The organism is Crenalkalicoccus roseus, from assembly GCF_004761865.1.
Classification (GTDB): Bacteria; Pseudomonadota; Alphaproteobacteria; order Acetobacterales; family Acetobacteraceae; genus Crenalkalicoccus; species Crenalkalicoccus roseus.
In genome coordinates this window covers 1-24,535 of record NZ_SJDM01000027.1, presented here as the reverse complement: position 1 = coordinate 24,535, position 24,535 = coordinate 1, and the positions used below count along the sequence as shown (strand labels likewise).

27 protein-coding genes and 3 pseudogenes are annotated in these 24,535 nt (G+C 71.3%); 16 read left to right on the top strand and 14 right to left on the bottom strand.

Translation table 11 applies throughout. From position 1 onward, the window contains the following. Positions 1–42 precede the first annotated feature (42 nt). Complete coding sequence (locus ET526_RS15210; protein ID WP_192898701.1) at positions 43–306, top strand: hypothetical protein; 264 nt, start codon at positions 43–45, stop codon at positions 304–306. On the opposite strand, the gene ET526_RS15205 is transcribed toward ET526_RS15210, so the two are convergent. The 11 genes and pseudogenes from ET526_RS15205 to ET526_RS15160 all read right to left on the bottom strand — a co-directional run bounded on the left by ET526_RS15205 (position 297) and on the right by ET526_RS15160 (position 13,537). Continuing rightward, positions 297–3,677, bottom strand: a complete 3,381-nt coding sequence (locus ET526_RS15205; protein WP_135468546.1) for a helicase-related protein — start codon at positions 3,675–3,677, stop codon at positions 297–299. The two genes, ET526_RS15210 and ET526_RS15205, sit on opposite strands and share 10 nt — an antisense overlap. Further along, positions 3,674–7,714: an Eco57I restriction-modification methylase domain-containing protein gene (locus ET526_RS15200; protein ID WP_135468545.1), complete on the bottom strand. Its 4,041-nt coding sequence runs from the start codon at positions 7,712–7,714 to the stop codon at positions 3,674–3,676. Before ET526_RS15200 ends, ET526_RS15205 begins: the two co-directional genes overlap by 4 nt. A gap of 74 nt (positions 7,715–7,788) precedes the next feature. After that, positions 7,789–9,168 (bottom strand): hypothetical protein, encoded by a 1,380-nt coding sequence (locus ET526_RS15195; RefSeq protein WP_240048415.1) that lies wholly within the window; start codon positions 9,166–9,168, stop codon positions 7,789–7,791. Between the two features lie 190 nt (positions 9,169–9,358). Next, positions 9,359–9,805: a hypothetical protein gene (locus ET526_RS15190; RefSeq protein ID WP_240048414.1), complete on the bottom strand. Its 447-nt coding sequence runs from the start codon at positions 9,803–9,805 to the stop codon at positions 9,359–9,361. Further along, positions 9,802–10,743 carry a recombinase family protein gene (locus ET526_RS15185; RefSeq protein WP_338025369.1) on the bottom strand — a complete coding sequence of 314 codons (942 nt, stop codon included), beginning with the start codon at positions 10,741–10,743 and terminating at the stop codon, positions 9,802–9,804. The genes ET526_RS15190 and ET526_RS15185 overlap by 4 nt, the downstream gene beginning before the upstream one ends. Continuing rightward, a pseudogene (locus tag ET526_RS22560) lies at positions 10,731–11,053 on the bottom strand (recombinase family protein). Before ET526_RS22560 ends, ET526_RS15185 begins: the two are co-directional and overlap by 13 nt. Before the next feature lie 26 nt (positions 11,054–11,079). Continuing rightward, the gene (locus ET526_RS15180) at positions 11,080–11,598 is read right to left on the bottom strand and encodes a DUF2924 domain-containing protein (RefSeq protein ID WP_135468544.1); all 519 of its coding nucleotides are present in this window, start codon (positions 11,596–11,598) and stop codon (positions 11,080–11,082) included. After that, the gene (locus ET526_RS15175) at positions 11,595–11,810 is read right to left on the bottom strand and encodes a hypothetical protein (protein ID WP_135468543.1); all 216 of its coding nucleotides are present in this window, start codon (positions 11,808–11,810) and stop codon (positions 11,595–11,597) included. Before ET526_RS15175 ends, ET526_RS15180 begins: the two co-directional genes overlap by 4 nt. 33 nt (positions 11,811–11,843) lie before the next feature. After that, positions 11,844–12,518, bottom strand: coding sequence for a hypothetical protein (locus tag ET526_RS15170; RefSeq protein ID WP_135468542.1), 675 nt, complete (start codon positions 12,516–12,518; stop codon positions 11,844–11,846). 3 nt (positions 12,519–12,521) lie between these two features. After that, the gene (locus ET526_RS15165; RefSeq protein WP_135468541.1) at positions 12,522–12,803 is read right to left on the bottom strand and encodes a helix-turn-helix domain-containing protein; all 282 of its coding nucleotides are present in this window, start codon (positions 12,801–12,803) and stop codon (positions 12,522–12,524) included. Beyond that, complete coding sequence (locus ET526_RS15160) at positions 12,800–13,537, bottom strand: ImmA/IrrE family metallo-endopeptidase (RefSeq protein ID WP_135468540.1); 738 nt, start codon at positions 13,535–13,537, stop codon at positions 12,800–12,802. Before ET526_RS15160 ends, ET526_RS15165 begins: the two co-directional genes overlap by 4 nt. 277 nt (positions 13,538–13,814) lie before the next feature. On the opposite strand from ET526_RS15160, the gene ET526_RS15155 reads away from it, so the two are divergent. The 3 genes from ET526_RS15155 to ET526_RS15145 are packed head-to-tail and all read left to right on the top strand — an operon-like array spanning position 13,815 to position 15,751. Continuing rightward, entirely contained in the window at positions 13,815–14,405 is a 591-nt protein-coding gene (locus ET526_RS15155; protein ID WP_135468539.1) for a sigma factor, read from the top strand. A 33-nt stretch (positions 14,406–14,438) separates the two neighbouring features. Beyond that, on the top strand, positions 14,439–14,801 hold the full coding sequence (locus tag ET526_RS15150) for a hypothetical protein (RefSeq protein ID WP_135468538.1): 363 nt from the start codon (positions 14,439–14,441) through the stop codon (positions 14,799–14,801). Continuing rightward, on the top strand, positions 14,801–15,751 hold the full coding sequence (locus ET526_RS15145; protein WP_135468537.1) for a phage major capsid protein: 951 nt from the start codon (positions 14,801–14,803) through the stop codon (positions 15,749–15,751). Before ET526_RS15150 ends, ET526_RS15145 begins: the two co-directional genes overlap by 1 nt. On the opposite strand, the gene ET526_RS15140 is transcribed toward ET526_RS15145, so the two are convergent. Both ET526_RS15140 and ET526_RS15135 read right to left on the bottom strand, forming a co-directional pair. Beyond that, on the bottom strand, positions 15,752–16,141 hold the full coding sequence (locus ET526_RS15140) for a type II toxin-antitoxin system VapC family toxin (protein ID WP_135468536.1): 390 nt from the start codon (positions 16,139–16,141) through the stop codon (positions 15,752–15,754). Further along, the gene (locus tag ET526_RS15135; protein WP_135468535.1) at positions 16,138–16,416 is read right to left on the bottom strand and encodes a type II toxin-antitoxin system Phd/YefM family antitoxin; all 279 of its coding nucleotides are present in this window, start codon (positions 16,414–16,416) and stop codon (positions 16,138–16,140) included. Before ET526_RS15135 ends, ET526_RS15140 begins: the two co-directional genes overlap by 4 nt. A gap of 102 nt (positions 16,417–16,518) precedes the next feature. On the opposite strand from ET526_RS15135, the gene ET526_RS15130 reads away from it, so the two are divergent. The 8 genes and pseudogenes from ET526_RS15130 (at position 16,519) to ET526_RS15100 (ending at position 20,421) form a co-directional block, all read left to right on the top strand. After that, a complete protein-coding gene (locus ET526_RS15130; protein WP_135468534.1) occupies positions 16,519–16,869 on the top strand; it encodes a DUF2190 family protein in 351 nt (116 codons plus the stop codon). Beyond that, positions 16,866–17,174 (top strand): head-tail joining protein, encoded by a 309-nt coding sequence (locus tag ET526_RS15125; RefSeq protein ID WP_135468533.1) that lies wholly within the window; start codon positions 16,866–16,868, stop codon positions 17,172–17,174. Before ET526_RS15130 ends, ET526_RS15125 begins: the two co-directional genes overlap by 4 nt. Before the next feature lie 10 nt (positions 17,175–17,184). Beyond that, complete coding sequence (locus tag ET526_RS15120; protein ID WP_135468532.1) at positions 17,185–17,505, top strand: phage holin family protein; 321 nt, start codon at positions 17,185–17,187, stop codon at positions 17,503–17,505. A 74-nt stretch (positions 17,506–17,579) separates the two neighbouring features. Further along, positions 17,580–17,696, top strand: a pseudogene (locus ET526_RS22120) (DUF6441 family protein); the annotation flags it as partial. A 55-nt stretch (positions 17,697–17,751) separates the two neighbouring features. After that, positions 17,752–18,219, top strand: coding sequence for a hypothetical protein (locus ET526_RS15115; protein WP_240048419.1), 468 nt, complete (start codon positions 17,752–17,754; stop codon positions 18,217–18,219). Then, a complete protein-coding gene (locus ET526_RS15110; protein ID WP_135468531.1) occupies positions 18,216–18,662 on the top strand; it encodes a hypothetical protein in 447 nt (148 codons plus the stop codon). Before ET526_RS15115 ends, ET526_RS15110 begins: the two co-directional genes overlap by 4 nt. 31 nt (positions 18,663–18,693) lie before the next feature. Further along, positions 18,694–19,650: a phage tail tube protein gene (locus ET526_RS15105; RefSeq protein WP_135468530.1), complete on the top strand. Its 957-nt coding sequence runs from the start codon at positions 18,694–18,696 to the stop codon at positions 19,648–19,650. 165 nt (positions 19,651–19,815) lie between these two features. Continuing rightward, positions 19,816–20,421, top strand: a complete 606-nt coding sequence (locus ET526_RS15100) for a phage tail tape measure protein (RefSeq protein ID WP_158295602.1) — start codon at positions 19,816–19,818, stop codon at positions 20,419–20,421. On the opposite strand, the gene ET526_RS15095 is transcribed toward ET526_RS15100, so the two are convergent. Further along, complete coding sequence (locus ET526_RS15095) at positions 20,410–21,489, bottom strand: IS630 family transposase (RefSeq protein ID WP_135468561.1); 1,080 nt, start codon at positions 21,487–21,489, stop codon at positions 20,410–20,412. The genes ET526_RS15100 and ET526_RS15095 overlap by 12 nt on opposite strands. 197 nt (positions 21,490–21,686) lie before the next feature. Here ET526_RS15095 and ET526_RS15090 point away from each other — a divergent pair, with 197 nt between their 5' ends. From ET526_RS15090 to ET526_RS22115, 4 genes and pseudogenes are all read left to right on the top strand, one after another. Continuing rightward, complete coding sequence (locus tag ET526_RS15090) at positions 21,687–22,511, top strand: hypothetical protein (RefSeq protein ID WP_135468528.1); 825 nt, start codon at positions 21,687–21,689, stop codon at positions 22,509–22,511. Beyond that, a pseudogene (locus ET526_RS22645) lies at positions 22,450–23,277 on the top strand (IS1595 family transposase); the annotation flags it as partial. The gene ET526_RS15090 and the pseudogene ET526_RS22645, both read left to right, overlap by 62 nt. Before the next feature lie 103 nt (positions 23,278–23,380). After that, the gene (locus ET526_RS22425; protein WP_456305117.1) at positions 23,381–23,950 is read left to right on the top strand and encodes an RNA-guided endonuclease InsQ/TnpB family protein; all 570 of its coding nucleotides are present in this window, start codon (positions 23,381–23,383) and stop codon (positions 23,948–23,950) included. Next, the coding region (locus ET526_RS22115; protein ID WP_240048417.1) for an RNA-guided endonuclease InsQ/TnpB family protein at positions 23,848–24,535 on the top strand (688 nt) is incomplete at its 3' end. The genes ET526_RS22425 and ET526_RS22115, both read left to right, overlap by 103 nt.

Below are 24,535 nucleotides of genomic sequence, written 5' to 3'. Positions count from 1 at the left end.
CCCAACCCCGCCCTTCCGCGCGCATCGTGTTACTGTCGCGTCATGGACCACCCCCAAGGCGCCCAGCGCGACGCAGCACCGGAGGCTCGGGCCCGGCAGGCGATCGACGCCGCGCTCGCCGCCGCCGGCTGGATCGTGCAGGACCGCGCCGCGATGAACCTCAACGCCGGCCCCGGCATCGCCGTCCGCGAGACGCCGACCGCCACCGGCCTGGCCGATTACCTCCTGTTTCTCGACGGCCGGGCCCGCGGCGTGCTCGGGTCACGCTGCAAGACTGACCGCCCGCGCAGCCTGGTTCACTCTTGAAGCCCGGTCTCGGTAGTGGCCTCCAAAGCCATCCAGCAAACGAGCCGCACGTCGTCTCCATCAATCGGCGGCAGCGGTGCGGGCGGTTCGAAGCGCTCGAGACCGGTCCCAAGAACCCACTCGACAAGACGTGCGCTGCGCGCCGCGGTTGAACCCGAGCGGTCGCGCCATTGCTCGCGCAGCAGCGCCTCCTCCCGTCGCGGCCATGGCGCCTCGAGGATGTCGAGGGCCTTCGCGACCCGATCGCCATCCAGGTCATGCGGCGGATGGGCTCGGATGAAGGCGGCGACCTGCTTGTTCAGAAGACGCACCTGCGGCTGCAGCTTCGCCGGGTCCGACAAGTCCTCCCACTCGGCCAGGATGTCGGACAGCGCCCGCTCCCAGAAGGCAAATACCCGCTCCGCAATCCGTTCTGGCATGTGGCGCGGCGTTTCCTCGGCGCAGTCGATCAGCCGCAGGCAGAGACCAACCTCGCGCTCGATGCCGGTAGAGTCGGGAGGCGGCTCCCAGCCAGGACCGGCAGGTACGAAACGAAGGAAGCTGCGGGGACCATCGGCCAGCGCCACCTCCGCGCAGAAAAGCACACCAGAGCGGGTGCCCTTGCGCATGCCGCTTCCGGCACCCCCAGGAAGCTCCGTGATGGCCAGACGGTCCTTGGCCAGCGCCATCCGCAGGCGCTGGCGATACTCCTCGCCGGTCTGTGCGGCCGCAGCGGTCCCGCCCTGCTCGAAGAGGGTCGGGTCCTCGGCCGCAAGCTTCTCGATCTCGGCTCTCGTCTCCGCGAAAACTTGATCGCCCGATGCCGCACCGTCCACCGGAGCGGACCCGACGCCAATGCTCTTCGCGGCCTGGGCCAGTTTCCGAAGGATGCGCTGCTCGAGCGCCAGCAGCGCATCCAATCGGTCCGCCGGGAAGACCGTCCGCAGGAAGACGCGCGGGTGCGGGCTGCCGATCCGGTCGATCCGGCCATGCCGCTGCACGAGGCGCATGGGGTTCCAGGGCAGATCGTAGTTGATGATGTGCCGGCACTGCTGGAGATTCATGCCCTCCGCCAGCACGTCCGTCGTGATCAGCAGGTCGTAGAGATCCTGCTGGCCCACGGGCGGGCCGCTCGACTCCGGCGCGAAGCCCCACACCGCCTCGTTGCGGTTCGCCTCCTCGCCCTCCAGCCCGCGCCCCACCACGGCGACGATCCGCCCCCGGTACCCCGCGAGTCGCGGATCCGCGCCGATGCGCGCCTCCAGCGCCTTCCGCAGCCAAGCCACCGTGTCGCCGAAGTAGGAGAACAGGAGCACCTTGCGGTTCCTCTGCTCCTCGGCCTCGGTGCTGGCGTCTCTCCGGGCCTGTGCCGCGATCTTCGCGAGCTCCTCGACAACGGCGTCGAGCTTCGGATCGTGTTCGTCGCTCGCCGCGGCCAGACGGTCTGCGAGGTCCTTCAGAATCCCACGGTCGCGTTCGACGGCCGCGCGGAGGGCCTTCACGTTGTAGGCGGCCGCATCCCGCGCCTCGCCGCTGCTAGCGAGCAGATCGTCGAACCCCTCGTCATCCTCGGCGAGCTCGCGCAGCAAGGCGGTGCTGATCACCTTGCCCTTCGCCAAGGCGTCCAGGAACAGGTCGTGCTCCCGCACCATGCGATCGAGGCTGATCCGGAAGGCCTGCGCCGAGGATTCGAAGCGCTTGAGCAGCCCGGAGCGCAGAAGCCCCGCCGCCGTCTCCCTCGCCTCGGCCCCCTCCTCCTCCGGCTCGATCAGGAAGGCATCGGGCGCGTAGCGGGCGAAGGCGACGAGGTTGCGTCCGTGCTCGGGGTCCAGCGCCTCCACCACGGCGTCGAACAGCCCGGGCGCGAGCCGCTCGAGGTCGTAGCGCACGGTGATCGGCACCGCCTTGGGGAAGACGATCGGCCGCATCACCCCGTCCGGCCCGCGAATGGTCTCCCCGGCGTAGTGCTTCTTCACGAAGCCCCGGGTGCGCTTCACGGTCAGCGCGTCGATGATCGGATAGAGGAAATCCGGGCTGAGATTGGCAGGGTCCTGCCTCGCCGCCGCCTTGAAGCGTTCCCGGATGCTGAGGATGCCGCGTTGCGCCAGCGCGCTGTCCTGCCGCAGGAAGAATCGCTGCAGGTGATAGAAGTCCCACAGGCTGTTGTTCACCGGTGTCGCCGTCAGCAGCACCAGGTCCTTGCGCTGGCCGAACAGCAGCCGCCGCAGCACCGCCGCGCGGTGGGAGGAGTCCGGATTGCGGTAGTTGTGCGCCTCGTCCACCACGACGAGCTGATACTCGTCGAGCTCGGCGCGCAGGTGATGGCCCGCGGCGTGCGGGCGGAGCAGCGGGTCGCGCAGCTGCCGGTCGCGCGCGAGCTCGTCGTAGGAGACCATCTCGACGAAGCGGCCGATATTGTGTTCCGCGAGGAACCTGTCCCAGGTGCCGCGCAGCGCCGCGGGGCACACCAGCAGGGCGCGCTGGCGGTTCTTCGCGCAGGCCTCCAGGATCGCGCCGCCGATGAAGGTCTTGCCGAGGCCCACCTCGTCGGCGACGATCACGCCACCGAAATCCTTCAGGATCCGCCGCGCGCGCCACACGCCGTGCAACTGGAAGGCGGTGAGCGGGATGTCTCCCTCCTCCTGCCGTTCCTGCTCCAGCTCCTCGCCGTAGAGCTGCCAGAGGATGCGCATGAAGATCAGCCAGGGCGGGAAGTCCTGCTCCGGCTCCTCGAGCAGGGCGGCGAGGTCGAAGGGCACCGCCTCCTCCCACAGCCGGTCGAACCAGGCCTTCGCCTGGGCGTGGATGGCCGCGTCCCAGCGCCCGAGGTTGAGCTCGAGGTTGGTGGTCAGGCCCGCGCGGGTGAGGTTGGAGGAGCCCGCGATCAGCCCCGGCGTCGGCCCGTCGAACAGGATCGCCTTGGCGTGCAGGAAGGCGCGTTCGTAGCGCCGTGTCTCGAGCTGGCCGCGGCGCAGCATGGCCGCCATACGGCGCAGGCTGTGGCGGGCTTCCGCGGTGAAGGGCAGGCGGTCGCGCTCCGCGCGCAGCCCGGCTTCGAGGAGCTTGAGCCCCTCCGCCAGCTCGCGCCGTTCGAGGGCGGCGGCGGGCGGGTCGCCCGGCTTGCGCAGCCGGTGGCGCGCGAGGCGCAGCGCCTCGGGCTCCGGCTCCGCGCCGATCAAGAGGCGCACGCGCCGCGTCTGCGCCAGGCGCTCCGCGATGGCGCCGAAGCCGGCGGGGCTCAAGAAGGCGGTGGCGATGGCGATCTCCGCCGGCGCGGCCGGCGCTTCGGCGAAGCCCGGGGCCGGGGCGGCGGGCGCATCGGGAATCGCGGCGGCCAGCGCGGCGAGCAGCGTGTTGCCGTCCTGGTTGGTGATGAACTCCGGCCGGTTCATGGCAGCCCCCGCAGGATGGCGAGAGTCCGGTCCCGCCGCGCGGCCCAGGCGGCGCGCTCGGTCTCGTTCTTCCAGTCGTGGAAGCTGTCGAAGATGTGGGCGAGCTGGTCGGGCGTGAGGCCGTAGAGGCGCGCCACCACCGCGTCCAGCTCCTCGATCATCGCCTGTTTCTCGGCAGGCTCGAGCGGGCCGTGGGCCACACCCACGGCCTTGGCCCAGTCGGCGAAGCGCGCGTCGGGGCAGGCGAGGCGGCCGGCCAGCGCCACGGCGCGCTTCCAATGCCGGTCGTCCCGCGGCGGGCGGGGGATGGGGAAGGGATTGAGGATGAAGTAAGTGAGGCTGATTTCGACGAAACGCCGTGCATACCAATCCAGCGGCACGGAGCAGAGCACACCGAGCAGGAAGGCTTGGTGCTTCTCGTCTCCGGCCGGCCAGAGGAAGTACGGCGCTTTGTGGGTCAGAAACACCCGCCCCGGCGCCAGGGCGGCGATCACCGTGCGCCGGTCGGTCGCGCGGCAGACGTCGCGGAACACGATGCGCGGGGCGAGGCAGGGCAGCGTCCCCTCGTCGCGCCGATGGCCGGGCGGGAACTCGGCATGCGCCGAATCGCGCCGTGATTTCCCGCTCCTCAGCCGCTTCGCCTGCAGCCGCGCCATCACCGGCGCGGGCTCGGCCCAGGCGTAGTAGCTGGCGGGGCCGAGGTCGTTGTGCCAGAGGTCGAAGCTCTCACCCTTGAACACCGGCCACAGGCCCTCGGTCGAGGGCGGGTCGAAGAGCATCAAGGGCTTGTCGCTGGTCGCGTGCAGTTCCGTGTCGGGCCGGGCGCGCCAGCTCCCGGCCTGGCGCAGGTCCAGCCGCGGCGCGGCGCGCAGCCGGGCGAAGACGGCGATGCTTTCGTCGGAGGGCAGAAGGGGCAGCGCGGCGGAGGAGGTCCAGCCGTGCACCTCGGCGGGCGCGAAACGCTGCGGGGGCTTCGCTTTCGCCGCCTCCCAGGCGGGGCGGGAGGCGAAGGGGCCGCGCAGCGCGACGCTTGCGCCCAGTGGCGCGCCGCGGGCGAGGGCGAGGAGGGCGATGGTGAACTGCTGGTGCACTTCCGGAAACACCCACCCGGCGTTGTTGACGATCGTGGTCACCTCCAGCGCCGCGCTGCCGGAGAGCAGGGCCTCCCGCAGCGTCTGCGAGCCCTGGGCGGAGAGCGCGCTGCGCGGCAGCACCACGCCGATCCTGCCGCCCTCCTCCGCCGCCAACTGCCAGAAGCGCCAGGCGAAGGCCTTGTAGAGGTCGGGGTCGCCCGTGCCCATGCCGGGATAGAAGCCGGCGCCCAGCACCGCGCGCTCGCGCTCGGCCTGCGCCGCCTCGCGCTCATAGGCGGCGACGAGATCGGGCCGCTCCTGCCGCAGTTTCGGCAGGAGGGCTTCGCGCTCGCTTTGCGGCAGCCCGCGGAAGCCGGGAAAATGCCGGCCCCAGAAGCCGTGTTCCTCGATCTTCACCTTCTCCCACGGCGGGTTGCCGAGGATGACGTCGAAGCCCGGGCGGCGGCGCAGGAACACCTCCGGGAAGGCGATGGGGAAATGCAGCACGTCCAGCCCCGCCAGCGCCTCGCGCGCGCGGCGCAGCGCCGGGTTGGCCTGGATGCGCGCACGCTCCCGCGGCCAGGTCTCGAACTGGAAGGCGACCTGCTCCGGCGCGATCCTCTCGGCCAGAACCAGGTCGCAGAGCGCCTTGGTCGGCCCCACCGCCAGCCGCGCCCGCTCCATCGCCTCCCGCCCCGCCGCGATGTCCTGCGGTGTCGCGTCGGCCAGCCGCGCCAGGCGGTTCAGCGGCTCGGCCGCCTCGCCGAGCAGGCTCTGCGCATCCACCGGAAAGAGCGCGGTGCCGGAGGCGGCGAAGCGCTCCTCGAGCTGGCGGACGGTGGCGATGCCCACCAGCGCATTGCCGTGCACCAGCGAATGATCGAGCAGGGCGAGCGGCAGGCCGGGCACGAAACTGTGGATCCAGAGCGAGAGCCGCGCGAGCTCCACCGCGAGCGGGTTGAGGTCCACGCCATAGATGCAGCGCCGCGCGATCAGCCGGCGCAGGAGCTGCGAATCCTCGATCGGCTGCGTGTCCTCGAGGCCGAGTTTGCGCAGCGCGCCCTCCGCCGCGGCGCGCAGCCGCGCGAGCTCCGCCGTCACGCCCGGCAGCGGGCGTTCGGCGAGGATGGCGGAGAGCGCGCGCTCCACCCGGTCCACCGCGGCGACGAGGAAATGGCCGCTGCCCATGGCGATGTCGGCGATGCGCAGGTCGAAGAAGGCCTCGGCGGCGTCCACGTCGTCGAGGGCGGCGAGGCGCTCGGCATGGGCCTTGAGCGCGGGTTCCAGCGCCGCGTCCAGCAGATGATCCACGGCGAAGCCGGGGGTGAAGTAGCTGCCCGAGGCCTTGCGCGCGCCCGAGCGGTTGTGCAGGTAGATCCCGCCCTTGGGCACCGCGATCGCATCCTTCGGACGGGCCGGGACGTAGACGAGCTCGTTGCCCTGCTTCTTCAGCGCGAGGTCGGTGTCGGCGACGGCGAGTTCGGACTCGAGCAGCCCTTCGTAGATGGTGCCGAACTCCCGCACGCGCAGGCTGCGGAAATCCACTGGGCGGGCGCCGAGAGTGGCGAGATCCTGCCCCTCGTCGAGCAGCAGGCCGCGCAGTGCCGGCTCGAACACGCGATCGGGCAGGCTGATGCGGGCGAGCTCCGCGCCCGGCTGGTAGATCGCCGGCTCGGTCTCGAACAGCCGCCCGCCATAGGCCGGCACGCCGAGCGCGGCATCGCCCTGGCGCACCGCGTCGAACAGCCGGGTCACCTCCTGCCACAGATGCGCGTCGGGGCCGGGAGGCGTGGTCTTCGCCGCGAGTTCCAGCGCCTTCGTCTTCAGCGCCCGGTGCCGATAGGCCTCGTTGCTGGAGAAGGGCAGCAGGTCGCGGTCCTCCGCATAGGCGATGAAGAGCAGGCGGAAGAGCAACGTGAGCGCCATGGCGTAGGTGAGGCGAAGCTCTTCCGCGCTAACGGCGGAAAGGCCACGCGCCTCGGCGATGCCGGTGGCGAGGCCCGGGATCACCCGGTCGTAGATCCGCTCGCGCAGCCGAACCGCGAGGTCGGCCGCGAAGCGTTTGGAGCTTTCCAGCAGCTCCTCGAGCGTGCCGCCGGGCTTCAGGGCCTCGGCCGAGAAGACGAGCCACAGCAGCGCCGCCTGGTCCTGGCGCATGAGGCCGGTGCGCATCTCGATCCAGGTCTCGGTGCGGCCGCGCCGGCCCACGCCGATGCCGAGCTCGACCGGGTAGAGCCGGATGCGGTCGTTCTGCACCACCACGACGTAGGGGAGGTTGCGCTGGTCGGCCTTGGCGAGCGCCCAGGAGACGGGGGAGAGGTTCTGGAAGCGCGGCGCGGCAGCTTCGGGCGTTTCGCCGGCGTCGAGCAGCACGGCTACGGCGCGGTCGCGCGCGCCGCTGCGCAGCAGGTGGGTGACGCCGTCCGCTCTCTCGAGGCCGAAGCCGAGGCGGCGGAGCAGCTCGAGGCCCGTGGCGCCGAGGGCGGGAACGCCGCGGGCCTCCGCGTCCTTCCAATCCTCACGAAGCCGGGCGCCGCGCGCGAGTTCGTGGTCCGAGAGCAGCCCCTCGTTGCGGATGCCGGGCAGTTCGGTCTCGAGGCTCGGCAAGGCGTCGTGGAGGAAGCGCAGCGCGGCGTGTCGGTCGAGTTCGGCCAGCGCGCGGCCGCAGAGGCGTTCGGCCTGAGAGAGCTCGATCCGCCGCACCGGCGGATCCTCGCCGGCCGGGCCGCAGAGGCTGGCGTGGTGGCCATGCAAGGCGATGGCGAGAAGCGGTGTGGCGCGACCGGCCAGGCGGTCTTTCCAGACCTGCCGCAGGGTGGCTGCCTTCGGCTCGGCGGCCGCGTCGAGAACGAGCACTTCGAGGGGTGGATTGCCCTGGCCAAGGTGCAGGCCACGCAACTGCAAGCCCGCCGGCAGGGTGATTGCGACGCGACGGGGCGCGTGGTCGTCAAGAAAGCTGATCATGTCCAGATCCGATCCGATGGGGGAGCAGGCCGAGATGAGCGCGCGACGCGGCGGCGCCGCGCGCCCGCTGGGAGTCAGGCCGCGGCCTTGCCGTCCTTCAGCAGAGCCGTTTCGAACTGGCTCACCGCGAAGCCGTAGGAGGCCTCGTTCTTGCCGAGCTTGTTCGGGTCGAAGCGGGACATCTCCAGCACAAGCTTGTAGTTGCGCGCGATCTCCACGAGGTGGCGGTCGAGGAAGCGGGCGGGATCGACGCGCCAGCGCACCTTGCCGTCCTTGAACTCCATCAGCGCGCTCAGGCCCCAGACGAGCGGCATGATCAGCGCGTCGGGGTAGCTGTATTCCACGTCCTGCTCGGTGAAGTGGGTGGTCGGCTGGGTCCGCATGTATTTGCGGTTCTTGTCCGTCCTGCGCGAGGCATCGTACATGCGAACGATGCCGATACGGCCGAAATGGCCGCCAGCCTTGTTGTAGGCGTCGGGGAAATCCTTGTAGATCTTGTCGTAGAGACCCGGCACGTCGCCCAGAACCTGGATCGCGCTCCGGACCGCTTCGCTCTTCAAGGTGTAGGTGGGACTGTCCGCACCGCGCTCGGAGATGCTCTCATGGCTCATGAGATCGTCGAAGAGCTTCGCGCACTCGCCCTTGTTGCGGTACAGGTTCTGTGGCACGGGCGGCTTCACGGGCAGATCCGGGATGCGCGACAGCGGAATCCACGCGAGCGCGATGATGTCGCGGACCTTGATGTCGCCCCCGGCGATGTTCGACTTCCACTCGATGCGCTTGGCCACCTGCTCGGGCAGGGCCGCCTTGATCGCCTCGTAAAACCCCTTCTGGTTGGACTTGGTTTCTGTGGTCAGCTCGGCGTTGTTGTTGCGCGCGGCGCAAATCTCGAGAAGCTCGGAACGGAACTCGGAGACGATGGCGTCATCCTCGAGGTCGGCCGGGACCAGGATCTCGAGCGGGACGAGGAAGCTGAGCTCATCGCGGATGGCGTCGATCGCCGTTCGGTTCTGCCGCCAGACCTCCTTGAAGGCCTCCCAGTTCCTGCACTTCCGGACAAGCTTCTCGTCGCCGACCGCGGTCAAGACGATATGCGTGCCGATCGCAAGCATATTGTGTCCGCCGTCGAGGATGCCCTCCGTCGCGGGGTCGCTGAAGCGGAGCTCGTAACGTTTACGCTCCAGGGCCTGGTATTCGGAGGAACCAACCAGGATGCCCTTGGTCTTGAAGGGGAAGATGTCGGGATCGCGCGTGATGCTCTCGACGATTGCCTCCGTGACCTGCCCCCATTTTGCGGAACGGGGATTGGCCTCTAGGTCCACGGCATCGAAGAGGCCAAGCAGGCTCTTGGCCTGGACGAAGCCCACAATGCGCCGAACGGAGCCATGAACTTGCTCCGCCGCCTCCTCGAACTTGATGATCAGCTTTTTTGATGTCACGACCGGTTTCTCCATCCGAAGAGAACCGATCCCGGTGCCTGCGCTGCAACAGGTGCACTTTGGCCGCGCCCGCGTTGACGACGCAACCAAAAATGCTGCCTCCGGCAGCTGGTCTCACCAGAACCGCTTCCCAGGGTTCTTCACAGCCTCCATCCGGAGGCAATTGTTGATTACGCGGGCGGTATCCGGCCGGTCAAGCGAAAATCTACAGGCTGGAGATCTGGAGATAGTTGTGGTGTCCGCCGCACTCTCTGGGCAGCCTGGAGGAACAGAGTTCGGCGCGCTGTTCGCCCCACACGCTCGGCAGCGGCTCCATGAGTCGGGCGAGGTCCGCGTCGTCGCCATGGCGGCCATCGAGTAGCCCCTCGACGATATCCGGGGCGAGGACGGCAAGCCGCAGCAGCCGCCCCAGATACCCCCGGTCGATCTTCTCCCCCTTCGCCATCTCGCTGATGGAGGCGTAGCGTTCCTGGTCGAGCAGGCGCTGGTACCGGAATGCCCTGGCCAGCGCCTTGACCAGCGCCGGGTCGGCGCGGGTGGGGATGGCGGTGTCGGCGCCGGCAGGCGGGACCGGCTGGACCACGGTCTTCCGTCCGGGTCGCCGGCGGATCCTCAGCGGCACGCAGACCGTGATGCCGGCGGGGGCGTTCATGCCGCCCTCCGCGTGGCGGGCGCCATGGCGCCGAGGTCATGCACCAGCCCCGCCAGCCCCTCGACGCGCAGGCGAATATCGGCGCCGTCGGGCCCGATGGTGACGCGCTCGACCAGCGCCTGGACGATGCGTGCCTGCTCGGCGGGGAACAACTCGTCCCAGAGCGGATCGAGCCGGTGCAGCGCGTCACGCACCTCCCGTTCGGTCAGGTCAGGGGCATCCCGCCGCGCCGCGAGCCAGATGCCGACCACGATCTCCGGCTGCCGCAGCAGCGCGCGGAGCTGGGCGATCACGGCGCCCTCGATCTCAGCTGCCGAGACGCGCCGCACGATGCTGTCGTCTCCAGCAGCGTTGCCCTTCAGCACGCGCTGCGCCACGTAGTAGCGGTACTGCCGTCCCTTCTTCACGCAATGCGTCGGCGACAGTGCCCGCCCGTCCATCCCAAAGATCAGCCCCCTGAGCAGCGCCGGCGGCCGCTGCCGGTTCTGCGCCGCACGGCTGCGCGGGCTGACCTGCAGGACGGCATGCGCCCGGTCCCACAGCTCCCGCGGCACGATGGCCTGGTGCTCGCCGCGGTAGACATTCCCCCTGCGCGTGACCTCGCCCAGGTAGGTCCGCAGGTTCAGGATCTTGTACACGTCGCCCTTGTCGAGCGGCCGGCCGGACTTGGCGGTGATCTCCTCCGCCTGGAGCCTGCGGACCGTCTCGACGCCGGAGCCGGTCTCGACGAACAGCGCGAACACCCGCCGCACCCGCGCCGCTTCGGCCTCGTTCACGACCAGCTTGCGGTTGGCGACATCGTACCCGAGCGGCACCTTCCCCCCCATCCACATGCCGCGCGCCTTGGAGGCAGCGACCTTGTCGCGGATGCGCTCCCCGATCACCTCACGCTCGAACTGCGCGAAGCTCAGCAGGATGTTCAGCGTCAGCCGCCCCATGCTGGTNTGGCGAAGTCCATCAGCGAGCGGGACAGGCGATCGATCTTGTAGACGACGATGACGTCGACCAGCCCGGCCTCGATGTCGGCGAGCAGCGCTTCAGCGCCGGCCGCTCCAGCGTGCCACCGGAGAATCCGCCGTCGTCATAGCGATCGCGGACCAGCACCCAGCCTTCGGCGCGCTGGCTGGCAACATACGCCTCGCAGGCCTCGCGCTGGGCGTCGAGGGTGTTGAACTCCTTGTCCAGCCCCTCGTCCGTGCTCTTCCGCGTGTAGACCGCGCAGCGGAGCTTCTTCACCGAGGCGGGCATCACCTCCGCCGCAGGCTTCCGGCCCCTCATGCGCCGGCTCCCGGCTGGCGGAGCCCGAAGAACACCCAGCCATTCCAGCGCGTGCCGGTGATGTGCCGAGCGATGGCGGAAAGCGACCGATAGGGTCGGCCCTCGTACTCGAAGTCGTTCGCGCGCACCGTGACGACATGCTGCACGCCGTCGTACTCGCGGATGAGCCGCGTCCCCGGCAGCGGCCGGCTGTCGGCGCGGACCCGTCGCAGCACGACATTGCCGCCGTCAAGCTGCTCACCCAGCGCCTCGAGCCGTGCCCGCGTCTCCGGCTTCAGCCCGCCATAGGCCAGTTCCTGGATGCGGTAGGCCAGCCGACTGACTAGGTAGGGCCGATTGAAGGGCGGCGGCTCCTTGCCGAACAGGGCCCGCCACTGCTCCTTCAGCTCGGCGGCCGTGGCGGTCTGCAGCGCCGCCAGGCGCGGCAGGACCTGAGCGGGCGGGATCTTCGGGACGGTGGGCGCCGGCGGCGCTGCAGACAGCTGCCGGCGTTGGGTTGTGGATCGTCGGGTCATGCGACTCCCTCTCTCCTGGGGTTCGCATGACGGCGCTGCCGGGCGGTGGAGTGTAGGCGAACCTCTCCCGGCTCCCGAGCCTCCTCGGCGTCGCGCGCGAGTTCCTCGGTAGCGCGGCTGCGCAGCCGCAGCAGGCCGCGGGCGAGGAGGTCGCACACCTCGCGGAGCTGGGGCGGGAGGTGGGTGTTCACCGGGACCAGGCTGGCACGCATACCTGGTCCTACGCGCGGCGGCGCTGAGGCGTCTCAGCCGGGTAGACGGGCCAGCGCCTCGGCATGCCGCCGCCAGAGCAGCCCCACCTTGCGCTTGATCGTGCGCTGGTCGGGGAACTCGCCGCGCTCGGCGAACCAGCGCTCCATCCGGCGCACCAGCGCCGCCTGGGTGGCGGGCATGCCCTCGATCTGCAGCAGCACCGCCGCCTCGCACCAGAACGCATCCCAATCGTAGCGCGACGGTGCGCCGCGGCCCTTCACCTCGGCCATGGCAGGGGCTGGCGAGGCGGCATAGGCCGCCTGCGCCGCCTCGAACCGCACCACCTCGTCGTGGCGGATGACCAGCCGCTCCCGCGCCACAAGCAGCTCCGGCGCCGCATCGCCTGCGGCCTGCAGCGCGCGATACCGCCCCTCCGCCGCCTGGAACGAGCGCACGGCGCAGCGGCCCGCCGTCAGCACCTCCCAGGCATCAGGGGAGCGGAGATCGAGCGTGCCGGTGACGCTGTGCACGCGATCGGGCAGGTGGGCGAAACGGCCCTGCTCGACCTCCTCGATCAGCCCCTCCTCGACCGGCAGTCGGACCACCACGACGGAGAGCGCGAGTTCGCCGGCGATCACGAAATGCACTAAGTCGGCCTCGCTCACAGCCCAGCGGGCACAGATCTCGGCCAGCCCGTAGCAGGGCTTGCGCAGCACCTGACCCGGCACGGCTCACCCCCGGCGGACGGCGCGCAGGCGGCGATAGGCCTGCACCACGCCTGCCATGTCCTTGCGCATGTCGGGGGGCAGGCGCTCGGCCTCGATGAACAGGTCGTCGAGCCGCACGCCGAGGATGGCGGCCGCCTTCTCGATCAACTCGTCGCGCGGCGGCTTCTCCTGGTCGCGCTCGATGCGCGACCAGTAGGCGGGCGACACGCCGAGCCGCTCGGCAAAGTCGTTCAGGCTGATCGCCAGCGCCTGGCGCTTCTCGCGCACCACCGACCCGAAGCTCACCGGGCCAGCCCTCCCTCGACCAGCCGGTAGCGTTCGAGCCGGACGTGGATGAAGCTCTCCGACACGCCGAAATCGCCGGCCAGCGCGGCGATCACGCCGGCCACCGCCTCCGGCGGGTTGCCGGAGGCCAGGATGCGCGAGCCCTGTCGGCCGTGATGCGCCGCGTGGACGGTGCGCAGGCCCTCGGCTCGGGCATGCAGCAGCAGCCGCAGCTGCAGCGGCACCGGGGGCGCCAGCAGCGCACCCATGAACTCGTTGGCCCGCCACTTGGCCAGCGCGCTCGCACCGTCCCGCAACGCGTCCGGATCGGCGGTGACGGCGCGGAACCGCCGCCCGGCCTCGCCGAGCGCGGCCGGCACGTCGAACACCACATGCCCGAGCTCATGCGCCGCCGTGCTGAGCGCGAGGTCGGGGCGCCCCGCGGTCATGCAGGCATTGACCGACACCAGCGCGGTGCCGGGCAGGTCGGGATCGGTTTCGCAGACGCCGAGCACGGGCCGACCCGTAGGGTCATGCACAGGGCGGGAGAGATCCCAGCTCACCCGCACCAGCCGGCCATTCGCCAGCAGTTCCTGCGCGGCCGCGAGCAGGGCCTCCGCGGTGACCGGCACGGCCCCGACCGCGAGGCGGAGCTGGCGCCGCAGCGCGGCGGCGACCGCCCATAGGGCTGTGCTGGACAGGCGGCGCGGGGCGCCGGTGGCCGGGTCATAGGCGTATCGTACGGCGATGGGCATGGGTGGAGGCTGGCGGATCATTGACCTTTTCGTCAATGGCTATGCTCTTTGTTCGTTCCTCTCTCCCCGCAATCCACAGCCACGCGGGCGCAACGGTCGGGGCGGAAATCGGCAAGGATGATGGTGCCCCAAGTGCGGCAAAGGAGCAGAAAAGGCGGAGTTTTCGACGGGGCGGAAATGCCGCGGGGCATTTGCGCCCCTTTGCGCCCCTTTCCGCCTCCGTCCGGCAAGACGGCCTCTGCTTGCATGCAGGGGTCACACCTCCTCCGGAGCCGCCATGCCAGCCAGCCTCACCCTGAGCGACTTCAACCGCCTGCGTCCCATCCTCCGCCGCGAGGCGCGCCGCACCCTGCGCCTGGCCCGCCTGGCGGGACATGACCGCGAGGATGTCGAGCAGGAGATGATGCTGGACCTGCTCGGCCGGCTCGGCGCCTTCGACCCCGCGCGCGGCAGCCTGGAGGCCTTCGCGACCCTGTGCTTCCGGCACCGCGGCCAGCGCCTTGCCCGGCATGCGCGGCGGGAGCGGCAACGCCAGAACCCGACCGGCTTCGACCAGGTCGTGGTCGGCCGCTCGGGCGCCTGTGGCGACGAGACGCTGACGCTGGCGGAGGTGCTGCCCGAGGCCGCCGGGCTCGGCCCCTGCTGGGGCCAGCCCGGCGATGCGATCGCCGCGCTGGAGCGCCGGCTCGCCCTCGAGCGCGCGGCCTCTGTCATCGCGCCACGCGACCGCGCGCTCTGCGCCGCCCTCTTCGCCGCCTCGCCATCCGACGCGATCGCCGCCGCCGGCGCCTCCCGCGCCACCTTCTATCGCCGCATCGCCGAACTGCGGCTGCGTCTGCTCGCGGCCGGTATCGCCGCGGCGGCGTGAGACGGATCGGGTTGCCGCTGCGTAGGGCCTGGTATGAATAGCATCGCCTCCCCGGCGCCGGCCGCGGCGTCGCCCGCCTGGAGCCCCGCTCCGCCCCTCACCGAGGCCGCGCTCTGCCGCTGGCTCGGCGCGGCCGCGCCTGGTGACGCGATCGTCTATTTCCGCGGCGCCCTGGCCCGCAGCCTCTGTCCGCAGCTTGGTCTGCTCAGCCCGGCTGATCGGCTGGCTCTGGCCCGCCTCGCCGGTCGCGCCTGGGCGCTCTGCGATCAGGGCCTCGCGCACCTCGTGCAGCGCCGCCGCGGTGTGGAGGATTTCGAATACCTCATGATCGCCCGTCGCCGTCCGCGCCGCGCCGGCGCCCCCCTGCTGCCGCAGATCCTGGCGGAGGCCGCCTGATGGACGCGCTCCGCCCCAACCGGCCCGGTCTCGACAGCCTGCGCCACCTGCCGGTGGGCGACATCATCCCGCTGCCGGCCGAGCACCTTGCCCTTCTCCAGGCCGAAGCACGCGAGGCGGTCGAGGCCGCCAGGCGCATGCAGGACTGGATCGAGGCCGTCATCGCGCTGCGCTACGAGCAGCATGCCATCGCCGCCCGCGCCATGCCGGGCTACCAGCCGCAGGGGAGCGGCCGCCACGCCGAGTTCCTCGGCTGGCGCCCGTTCGACATGATCGGCGAGCTGCTGCGCGCCCGCGGCGAACGCAGCGTGCCGCGCAACCCGACGCTGCTCGCCGAGCGCGCCTTCCACACCAGCTCCGACTTCCCCGCGCTGCTCGCAGCCGCCATCGGCCGGCGCGTGGCGGATTTCGAGAACGCCACCGCCTACAACCTGCTCAACGCCGCCAACGGCGACGGGCCGACACTCGCCACCGGCAACGCGCCGGTGTTCTCCACCGCGGCGACGCGGGCGAACACGGCGGGTGCGGGCAGCGCCCTCGACCTCGCGGGGCTTGCCGCCGGCCGCGCCGCCATCATGCGCCAGCGCACGCTCGACGGCCTGCCGATCGCCATCGGCAACGCCATGCGCCTGCTGGTCGGGCCGAACCAGGAACTCGCCGCGCGGCAGCTCACCGTCGCGGTGCAGGCCACGCAGATCGGACAGGCCAATGTCTACGCGGGCTTCGTGCAGCCGCTGGTCGAGCCGCTGATCCAGGCGAATCGCTGGTATCTGTTTTCCGAACCCGCCGCCTCGCCGGTCTATGTCTACGGCTACCTCAACGGCGCCGAGGGGCCACAGGTCACCACCGGCCCCGTCCAGGGCGCCGATGGCGTCGAGATCAGCGTCATCTTCGACTTCGGCGTCGGCGCCATCGACTGGCGCGGCGCATGGTTCAACCCGGGGACGTGATCATCTCGACCGCAGGATGGGCACGCCATAGCGCCTGGCGTGCCCGTCATCGGTCACGAAGGTAGCGTCCTCGGCCGCTGCCTGGGCGAGGAGGAGCTGGTCGAACGGGTCACGATGCCGGTCGGAGGCCGGCAGCACCAGCAGCCGCTCGACATGCCCGGGCGTCAGGTCCAGCAGATCGAAGCCGGCGCGCACGCTGTCCCGGATCAGCGCGGAAACGTCGACATCGAGCTTGCCGATCCGCACCTTGATCGCCGCCTCCCAGAAGGAGACGACGCTGACCAGCACCGTGTTCGCCGGATCGGCGATCGCCTCGCGGGCCTTGCGCCCGAGCTGATCGTCGCCGGCCGCGAACCACAGCAGCACATGGGTGTCGAGCAGCAGCCTCACGCGGCCGGGCCGCGGCGACGCGGCGGGAAGGGATCGGCCTCCATCGCGGCCAGGACGTCAGGCGGCGTTTCCCGGAAATCCGGCGCCATGCGGATCCGCCCCTTCATGAAGCCGAACGGCCGCGGCGCAGCGGCCGGGCGCTCCACCGGCACCAGGCGGGCCACCGGCTCCCCATGCGAGGTGACGAGCACCGACTGCCCGCGTTGCACGCTCCGTAGGTGTTCGGAAAGCCGGCCGCGCAACTCGCGCACGCTCACCTTGGCTTCGTCAGGCATGCACCCCTCCGTGATCACATGAAGTGTACACGCGAGGGCCGGCCGCGGCAACGGCCCCGCGCCCTCGTCTCGCCGCTCCACGTTCTTGAGGAGACCCTCCCGATGCGCAACTGCCTTCGTCCCGACGCGCGCTCCATCCCGATGCTGGTGCCCTACGCGGACGGCATCCTCGCCGGCCAGGGCCTGCTGGTCGGCGCCTTCTTCGGCGTGGCGGCCTCCGACGCTGCGCAGAACACGCTGGTCGAATGCGAAACCCGCGGCGAGTTCGAATTCCCCAAGGAACCCGCGCTGGCCATCACCCAAGGCGCGCGGGTGTTCTGGGACAACACCAACCGCCGCATCACCACCACCGCCAGCGGCAACTTCCAGGTCGGGCTGTGCACCGTCACCGCCGCCGGCGCCGATCCCACCCTGCGCGTCATGCTCGCCCGCGTGCCGGCGGCAGGCGCATGACCGCCTTCACCGCCGCCATGGCGGCGCTGCTCGCCGATCCCCATCTCGGCGCGGCGGCGATCTACCGCCAGGGCGGCAGCGGGCCGCCGGTGCCGGTGCGCGTGCTGCGGTCCTCGCCCGATCGCGTCGCCGGCGCCTTCGACAGCGGCCTGCTCCAGGCGACCGACGTGCTCTCCGTCGCTATCGCCGCCCTGCCCGACCTCGCCCCCGGCGACAGCTTCGCCCTCGGCGCCGCGCTGCTCACCGTCACGGCGGCCGAGCGCGACGCCACCGGCACCGCCTGGCGCGTGCTCTGCCAGCGATAGGACAACCGCCATGCCGCAGAACAGCCCGAGCCTCTGGGTCGTGGCGGTCGAGCTCGCCATGGGCGCCGCCGCCGGCCTCGCCGGGGGCTTCGTGCGCTGGAACCACCCCGAGCGGCGACGCCTCGGCTGGTGCCTGGCCTGGGAGGTGCCCTCCGCCGCGCTGGTCGGCAGCGCCGGCTATGCGCTCGGAGGCTTCCTCGATTTCAACGAGTACGGGCGGTTCCTGTTCGCCTTCGTGTTCGGCTATCTCGGCCAGGCGGCGCTGCACGACCTCGCGGTGGCGATCCTGCGCCACCGCAGCGGCCTGCCGCCGGGCGGGCCCGCGCCGTGAGGCTCACCGCCAGGCTCACCGGCGATCTGCGCCGGCTGCTGGCCGAGGAGGTGCGCGCCGGGGAGCGCGCGGCGATGGCCGCGATCCGCGCCGAGACGGAGCAGGTCAAGCAGGAGCTGCGGCAGCAGGTGATGGCGGCCTTTGGCGGCAACGCGCGCGGGGTGGCGAACGTCTGGCGCGCGCGGGTGTTTCCGACCTCGGGGGAGTCGCTGCGGCCGGCCGGGCTGGTCTGGACGAAAGTCCCGAATGTCCATCGACGCCTTCGAGCGCGGCGCGCTGATCCGTCCCAAGGGCGGAGGGAAGTTCCTGGCCATCCCGACCGGCTTCAACCGGCAGGGCGGGCGGCGCGGCGCCAAGGCCCAGGTCAGTCCGGCGCAGATGGTCGCCTCGAGGCAGGGGTTCCTGCGGCCCTTCACGTCCGGGCGGGGCTTCGTCTGGTGCCTCCCGGTGCGGCAGGGCGAGCGGTCCGGCAGAGGCCGCGCGCCGCTGATCGCCGGCGGGCTCGTGCCGGTCGCCACCTCCCGCCGCAAGGGGGCGGCGGCGTGGCAGCAGGCGCTGCACGCCCAGGGCTTCGTGCCGATGTTCCTCCTGCTGCCGCAGGTCAGGCTCGCCAGGCGGCTCAACGTGCAGGGGGCGGCCGAGCGCGCGCTGCGGCGCCTGCCGGGACGCTTCGTCGCGGCCTGGGCGCGCGAGAGCGGGAGGATCGCCGCATGAGCACGCGCGAGACCGCCATCGCGGCGCTGCACGCCCGGTTGCAGACGGTGCTGGCCCTCCGCAATCCCGCGCCCCTGGTGCTGCGCGGCGAGACCGTGCCGCAGCGCATCCCGCCCGGCGGGCTGGTCATCCTGCACGACGGCGAGACCATGGAGCAGACCCCGATCCTCTCGCCGCTCTCCTACGCGATCGAGCATCGCGCCGAGATGGATGTCACCGTTGCCGGCGCGACGCCCGCCGCCCGCACCCATCTGCTCGACGCGCTGCTCATGGACATCGCCGCCACCGTCACCGCCGACCGCACCCTCGGCGGCACGGCGGAATGGGCCCAGCCCGGCGCGGCGGAGTTCGAGGATGTCGAGTTCGAGGGCGCTGCCGCGGCCTGCGCCGCGCGCCTGCCCGTGGCGCTGTTCTTCACCGTGGCCGGCTCGCCCCTGGCCTGACCCCTGCCGATCCTGATCCCGGAGACCCGCGATGCCCCGTGCCATCGGCGCGAATTGCCGCGTCCACACCTTCCCCGAGACGGTCTACGGGACCGCGCCCGGCGGCAATTGGCGCCGCATGCCCTTCCTCTCCATCGACCTCGGCGCCGAGCAGCCGCTGCTCGACAACGACATCATTGGCGTGGGCGCCAACCGCGATCCCGCGGCACCCTTCCTCGACAGCGTGATCGTCCGCGGCCAGGCGGTGGTGCCGGTCGATCTGGTCAATATCGGCCACTGGCTGCGGCTGCTGCTCGGGCCGCCGATCACCACCGGCACCACGCCGAACTTCATCCACACCTTCGCATCCGGCGCGGCCGCGCTGCCGTCGAACAGCATCGAGATCGCCTATCCCGATGTGCCGAGCTTCGATATCTGCGCGAGCGTGCGCGCCGACACGCTGGAACTGGACTTCTCGCCGACCGGACCAGCCACCGCAACGCTCGGCCTGATGGGCCAGGGCTCGACGCGCAGCGGGGCGAGCGGCGCGGGCACGCCGACCAGCCACGCGCTGACGCTGTTCAACAAGGCGCAGGGGAGCATCAGCCGCAACGGCTCGCCGCTCGCCCAGGTCACCGGCGCGCGGTTCACCTATGCGAACGGGATGGAGCTCGTGCGCACCATTCGCGCCGACCGGCGCGTGGAGGGCGTAGATCCGGGCGTGACCCGCGCCACCGGGCAGATCACCGTGCGCTTCGAGAGCACCACGCTGCTGACGCAGACGCAGGACGGCACCGCCTCCTCCTTCGAGTTCGCCTACACGCTCAACGCGAACCGCAGCCTGACCTTCACCCTGCACGAGGTCTACCTGGCGCTGGCCAGGACCCCGAACGAAGGCCCGGCGGGGGTGGAGGCCACCTTCGACTTTCGCGCGGCCTTCAACGCCGCGGCGACGCGGATGATGACCGCAGTGCTGCGGAATGATCAGGCGGGGACGGTCTATGCTTGATCAGAGCCCCTCGCCCGACAGGTCCGCCAGCAGCACCGCGAGGTCCCGCGAGGCATGCAGGACGCGCAGAATGCGCGGCAGACTCTGCTCCGGCTCGTAGACCATCAGATAGGGAAAGCGCGTCGGCCCGGTGCTCGCCGGCCTGTCCTCGGCGGCATCGCGGCGATGGTGCGGGGTGCGGTCGATGCGGTCGGTGGCCTCGGCGAGCTGGCCGACGCCGCCGGTGTCTCCACCGATGCGCTGCAGACCTTTGTCTATGCCGCGACCCAGGTCGGCCTCTCCAACGAGGAGTTGCTGCGCAGCCTCCAGGCGCTGACGCGCCGCATCGCTGACGCCGCGGTGGGCGAGCAGGCGGCGCAGCAGGCCTTCACCCGCCTCGGCATCAGCTTCCGGGACGCCTCGGGCAACGCCCGCGCGACCGAGGCCGTCCTGGCCGAGCTTGCGGAGCGCATCGCCGGCCTCACCGATCCCGCCGAGCGCACCGCCGCCGCCACGGCCGTCTTCGGCGACCGGCTGGGCCAGCGCATGATCCCCTTCCTGCTGCAGGGGCGCGACGGGCTGGAACGCCTCACCGCCGAGGCGCTCCGCTTCGGCGCCATCGCCGACGCCGACCTCATCGCCAAGGCCGACGAGGCGTCCGACAAGATCGCGGCGCTGGAGCGTGCCTTCTCGTCGCTGGCCAGGAACCTCCTGGCGCAGGTCGCCCCCGCCCTGTCCAGGGTGGCGGACGCCATCAACCGCGTCATGACCGGCGCCAGCCTAGTGGAGTGATTCCAGCAGACGTTTCCCGCGCTGGTGCTTGTGGATGATGGTGTCAGCGGGAGCGGTCCAGCGGAAGGGCTTTGGGTCGGCGTTGTGGGCGTCGAGGTAGTCCCGGATGGCCTGGTTCAGCTCGATGACGGAGCGGAAGACGCCGCGCTTCAAGCGTCGCTTGGTCAGGGTGGCGAACAGGCCCTCGACAGCGGTGATCCAGGAGGCCGAGGTCGGCGTGAAGTGGACGTGGAAGCGCGGATGCCTGGCCAGCCAGCGCTTCACGGCGTCGGTCTTGTGGGCGGCGTAGTTGTCGAGGATCAGGTGCAGGTCGAGCTCGGCCGGGGCCTGCTTGTCGATCAGCCGCAGGAAGCGGATGAACTCGGCGGTGCGGTGGCGGAGCATGCACTGGCTGATGACGGTGCCCGCCTTCACGTCGAGCGCGGCGAACAGCGTCGTGGTGCCGTGCCGCTTGTAGTCGTGCGTCATGGTGGCACCCCGGCCACGCTTCATCGGCAGCCCCGGCTGGGTGCGGTCGAGCGCCTGGATCTGGCTCTTCTCGTCCACGGACAGCACCAGGGCGTGCTCGGGCGGGTCGACGTAGAGGCCGACGATGTCGCGGACCTTCTCGACGAACTTCGGGTCGTTCGAGAGCTTGAAAGTCTCCACCCGGTGCGGCTTCAGCCCGTGCTCGCGCCAGATGCGGTGGATGGTGGACGGCGCCAGCCCGCTCGCCTTGGCCATCGAGCGCAACGTCCAGTGCGTCGCCGCGGGCGGGTCCTCGTGCAGGGTGCGCTCGACGACGGCGGCGACGTGCTCGGGCGAGGCGGCGGCGAAGGCGCGGCCTCGCGGAGCGTCGCGGAACAGCCCGTCTGCGCCGTCCCGCATGTAGCGCGCCTGCCAGCGCCAGATCGTCGGCTTGCCCTTCCCGGTCGCCGCGCGGATCGCCATCGTGCCCGCGCCGTCCGCCGTCATCAGCACGATCCGAGCCCGCCAGACGTGGTGCTGCGGGCTCTTGCGGTCGGAGACTACACCTTCGAGCCGCTCCCGGTCGCCCGGCCGGAGCCGGACCTCAACGCCTTCCCTCAGGCGCCCAGACTCGCAGGTCCAGGCCACCATGGGAATCATCAACGTCGATCAAACCACTAGCCGAGCGGCGCGCCAGCCTGGAGCAGAACCGCGACGCGCTGCAGCGGCGCCTCGCGGAGCTCGAGGCCGAGGCCGCCGGCCAGGCGGCGCTCTCCTACCAGCCCCGCCGCGGCAGCATCCAGCGCGGGGCGGTGGGCGTGGCGCGCGAGCAGGCCGGCGTCACCCGCACCGGCCTGATCGGGGAGATCCGCCAGCAGCTCGACGAGGTGCAGCGCGAGATCGCCGCCCTGGAGGCCGAGGCGCGCACCGCCGAGGAGCGCGCCCGGCAGATCCTCAACCCCGACAGCCGCGCCGGCGGCGGCAATGAGGCCGCACTCCGCCGCCAGCGCGCGGCCGAGGACATCGCCCGGCTGCAGGAGAGCCTCGACGCCCGCCTGCGCATCGAGCGCGAGTTCCAGGCCCGCCTCGCCCGCATCCGCGAGGCCGAGCAGGCCGGCGCGATCGACGCCGCCGAGGGCCAGCGCCTGGCCGCCGCCGCCACGCGCGAGCGCGACGAGGCGCTGCAGCGCCTCACCGCCAGCCAGCGGGGTGCGACCGCCAGCACGCGGGAGAACCGCGACGCCGAGCGCGAGCTGAACGAGGTGCTCCGCGAGCGCGAGCGGCTCATCCAGCAGAACGAGACCGCCTACGAACGCTACCAGCGGCGGATCGAGACGCTGGGCCGGCTGGTGGAGCGCGCCAAGCGCATCGGCCACCCGCTGCCCGACGAGACCATCCGCCGGGAGGCGACCGCCGCGCTGGAGGAGCTGGAGCGCGCCGAGCGGCGGGTGGAGGAGGGCGCGGAGCGGGCGCGCGACGTGGCGCGCGAGCTCGGCCTGACCTTCTCCTCGGCCTTCGAGGACGCGATCATTCGTGGCGGCTCCTATTGCTTTCGATCATGGGATGCGCTACTAAAGCCCTATGAAGCTTCGCTCCTTCATGCGGAAGTTCGCCACCGACGAAGCCTGCCGCGCGCACCTTGAAAGCGTGCGCTGGCCGGACGGCCCGGTGTGCGACCGTTGCGGGAGCATCAACGAGGCGATCCCGGTCGAAGGGCGGGCCGGGTTCTGGCGGTGCCGCCCCTGCGGCAAGCAGTTCAGCGTCACGGCGGGGACGCCGATGCACGGCACGCACCTGCCGCTGCACGTCTGGTATCTGGCGATGTATCTGATCCTCGCCTCGTCCAAGGGCATCAGCGCCGTGAAGTTGGGCGAGCAGTTGGGCGTCCAGTATCGCACCGCATGGCATCTCGGGCACCGCATCCGGGCCATGCTCGCCTCGGGCGAGAAGCCGATCCTCTCCGGACTGGTCGAGGCCGACGAAACCTATGTCGGCGGCAAGGCCGCCAACCTGCCGAAGTCGGCGCCCCGGCCCGAGAAGCGTGGGCGCGGCACCAAGAAGCCCATGCTGTTCGCCGCCGTCGAGCGCGGTGGCGAGGCCCGCACTCTCGCCGTGCCATCCGCGTCCGGCGCGGCCATCGCGCCCGCCCTGTGGGGCTGGACGGGCAAGGGCGGGGCGATCCTGCTCACCGACGAGTTGCCGACCTACCGCTGGATCGGCCGCAAGATGGAGGCGCACCATCGAGTCACGCACTCGGCGGGCGAGTATGCCCGCACCGAGGGCGATATCCGCGTCCACACGAACACCGCCGAGGGCTTCTTCGGCATGTTCAAGCGCGCCGTGGTCGGCGTGTGGCATCAGGTCAGCGCCAAGCATCTGCACCGCTACGCCTCCGAGCACGAGTTCCGCTGGAACGCCCGCGAGGCGGACGTGCCAGACCGCATCGCCCGCTGCCTGATCGGCCGCGCCGGGCGCCTGCGGCTGCGGGAGTTGCTGGCGCCGTNCGCCCGTCATGCAGGGCGCCAAGGGGCGGCTCTACGGCGGCGGCCTCAAGGCCGTGGCCCGCATCGGCGGGCAGTGCCGCGCGGTATGGAACCTGTTCCTCGCGGAGAGCGCGGCCCGCTACAAGGCCGAAGGCAAGTTCGTGTTCTACGCCGAGATGTCGGCCCGCCTGCCGAAGCTGCTCAAGGAGGACGAGCGACTGGCCGGGCTGCCGCACCGGGCAGCGCAGATGACGGTCCAGCGTCTCGACCGCGCCCTCAAGGACTGCGCCAAGAGCAAGGGCGCTGCCCGGCGCGGCTTCCCTCGCTTCAAGCGCCGTTCCGACCGCGCCGACAGCCTCTCCTTCGTCGGGCGCGAGGTCCGGGTGGAACCGGGCCGCATCCGCCTGCCCAAGATCGGCTGGCTCCGCGTGCGCGGCCTCGCGCTGCCCGAAGGCGCCGATCTCAAGCAGGTCGCGGTGACGCAGGAGCCGGACGGCTGGCACGTCTCGATCCAGTTCGAGGCGCCGCCCAAGACCTACGCCACGCCGACGCTGCCTCCGGNNNTGCCCGGAAGGCTGCGAAACGCATTCGGCGGCTGAACCGAGAGCGCGACCGTCGCCGGAAGGGCAGCGTGAACCGGCGCCGCACCGTGGCGCGGCTCGCCCGCGCCCACCGCGCCGTCGCCAACGCCCGGCGCGATCACGTCCACAAGGTCACGCGCGAGCTTGTGGACACCTACGAAGGCTTCGCCGTGGAGGACTTGAGCCTTCGCGGCATGATGCGAACCCGGATGGCCGGTTCTCTGGCCGATGCCGGGTTGGGCGGGATGCTCCGCATCCTTCGCTACAAGGCCGAATGGGCGGGGAGGTCGTGGCATGTCCACGGCCGCTTCGCGCGCAGCACGGGTGTCTGCCCGGACTGCGGCCACGTCGGCGCGAGATTGCCCCTCTCCGTGCGGGAGTGGGCCTGTGATGGCTGCGGGACGGTCCACGACCGCGACGTGGCCGCCGCGAGGGTGATCCTCGGCGGCGCGAGGGCGGCGCAAGCCGCCCCGGTAGGGCAAGCGTTGCCCGAACCGGCTGGCGCGATCCGGCGAAAGCGAAGCTCTGCCGTGCGTGGCGGGGTCCGGGCATCCGCTCGGGCTAGTCATGGCGGGCCACTTCCGAATGTTGCCAAGGTCGCCT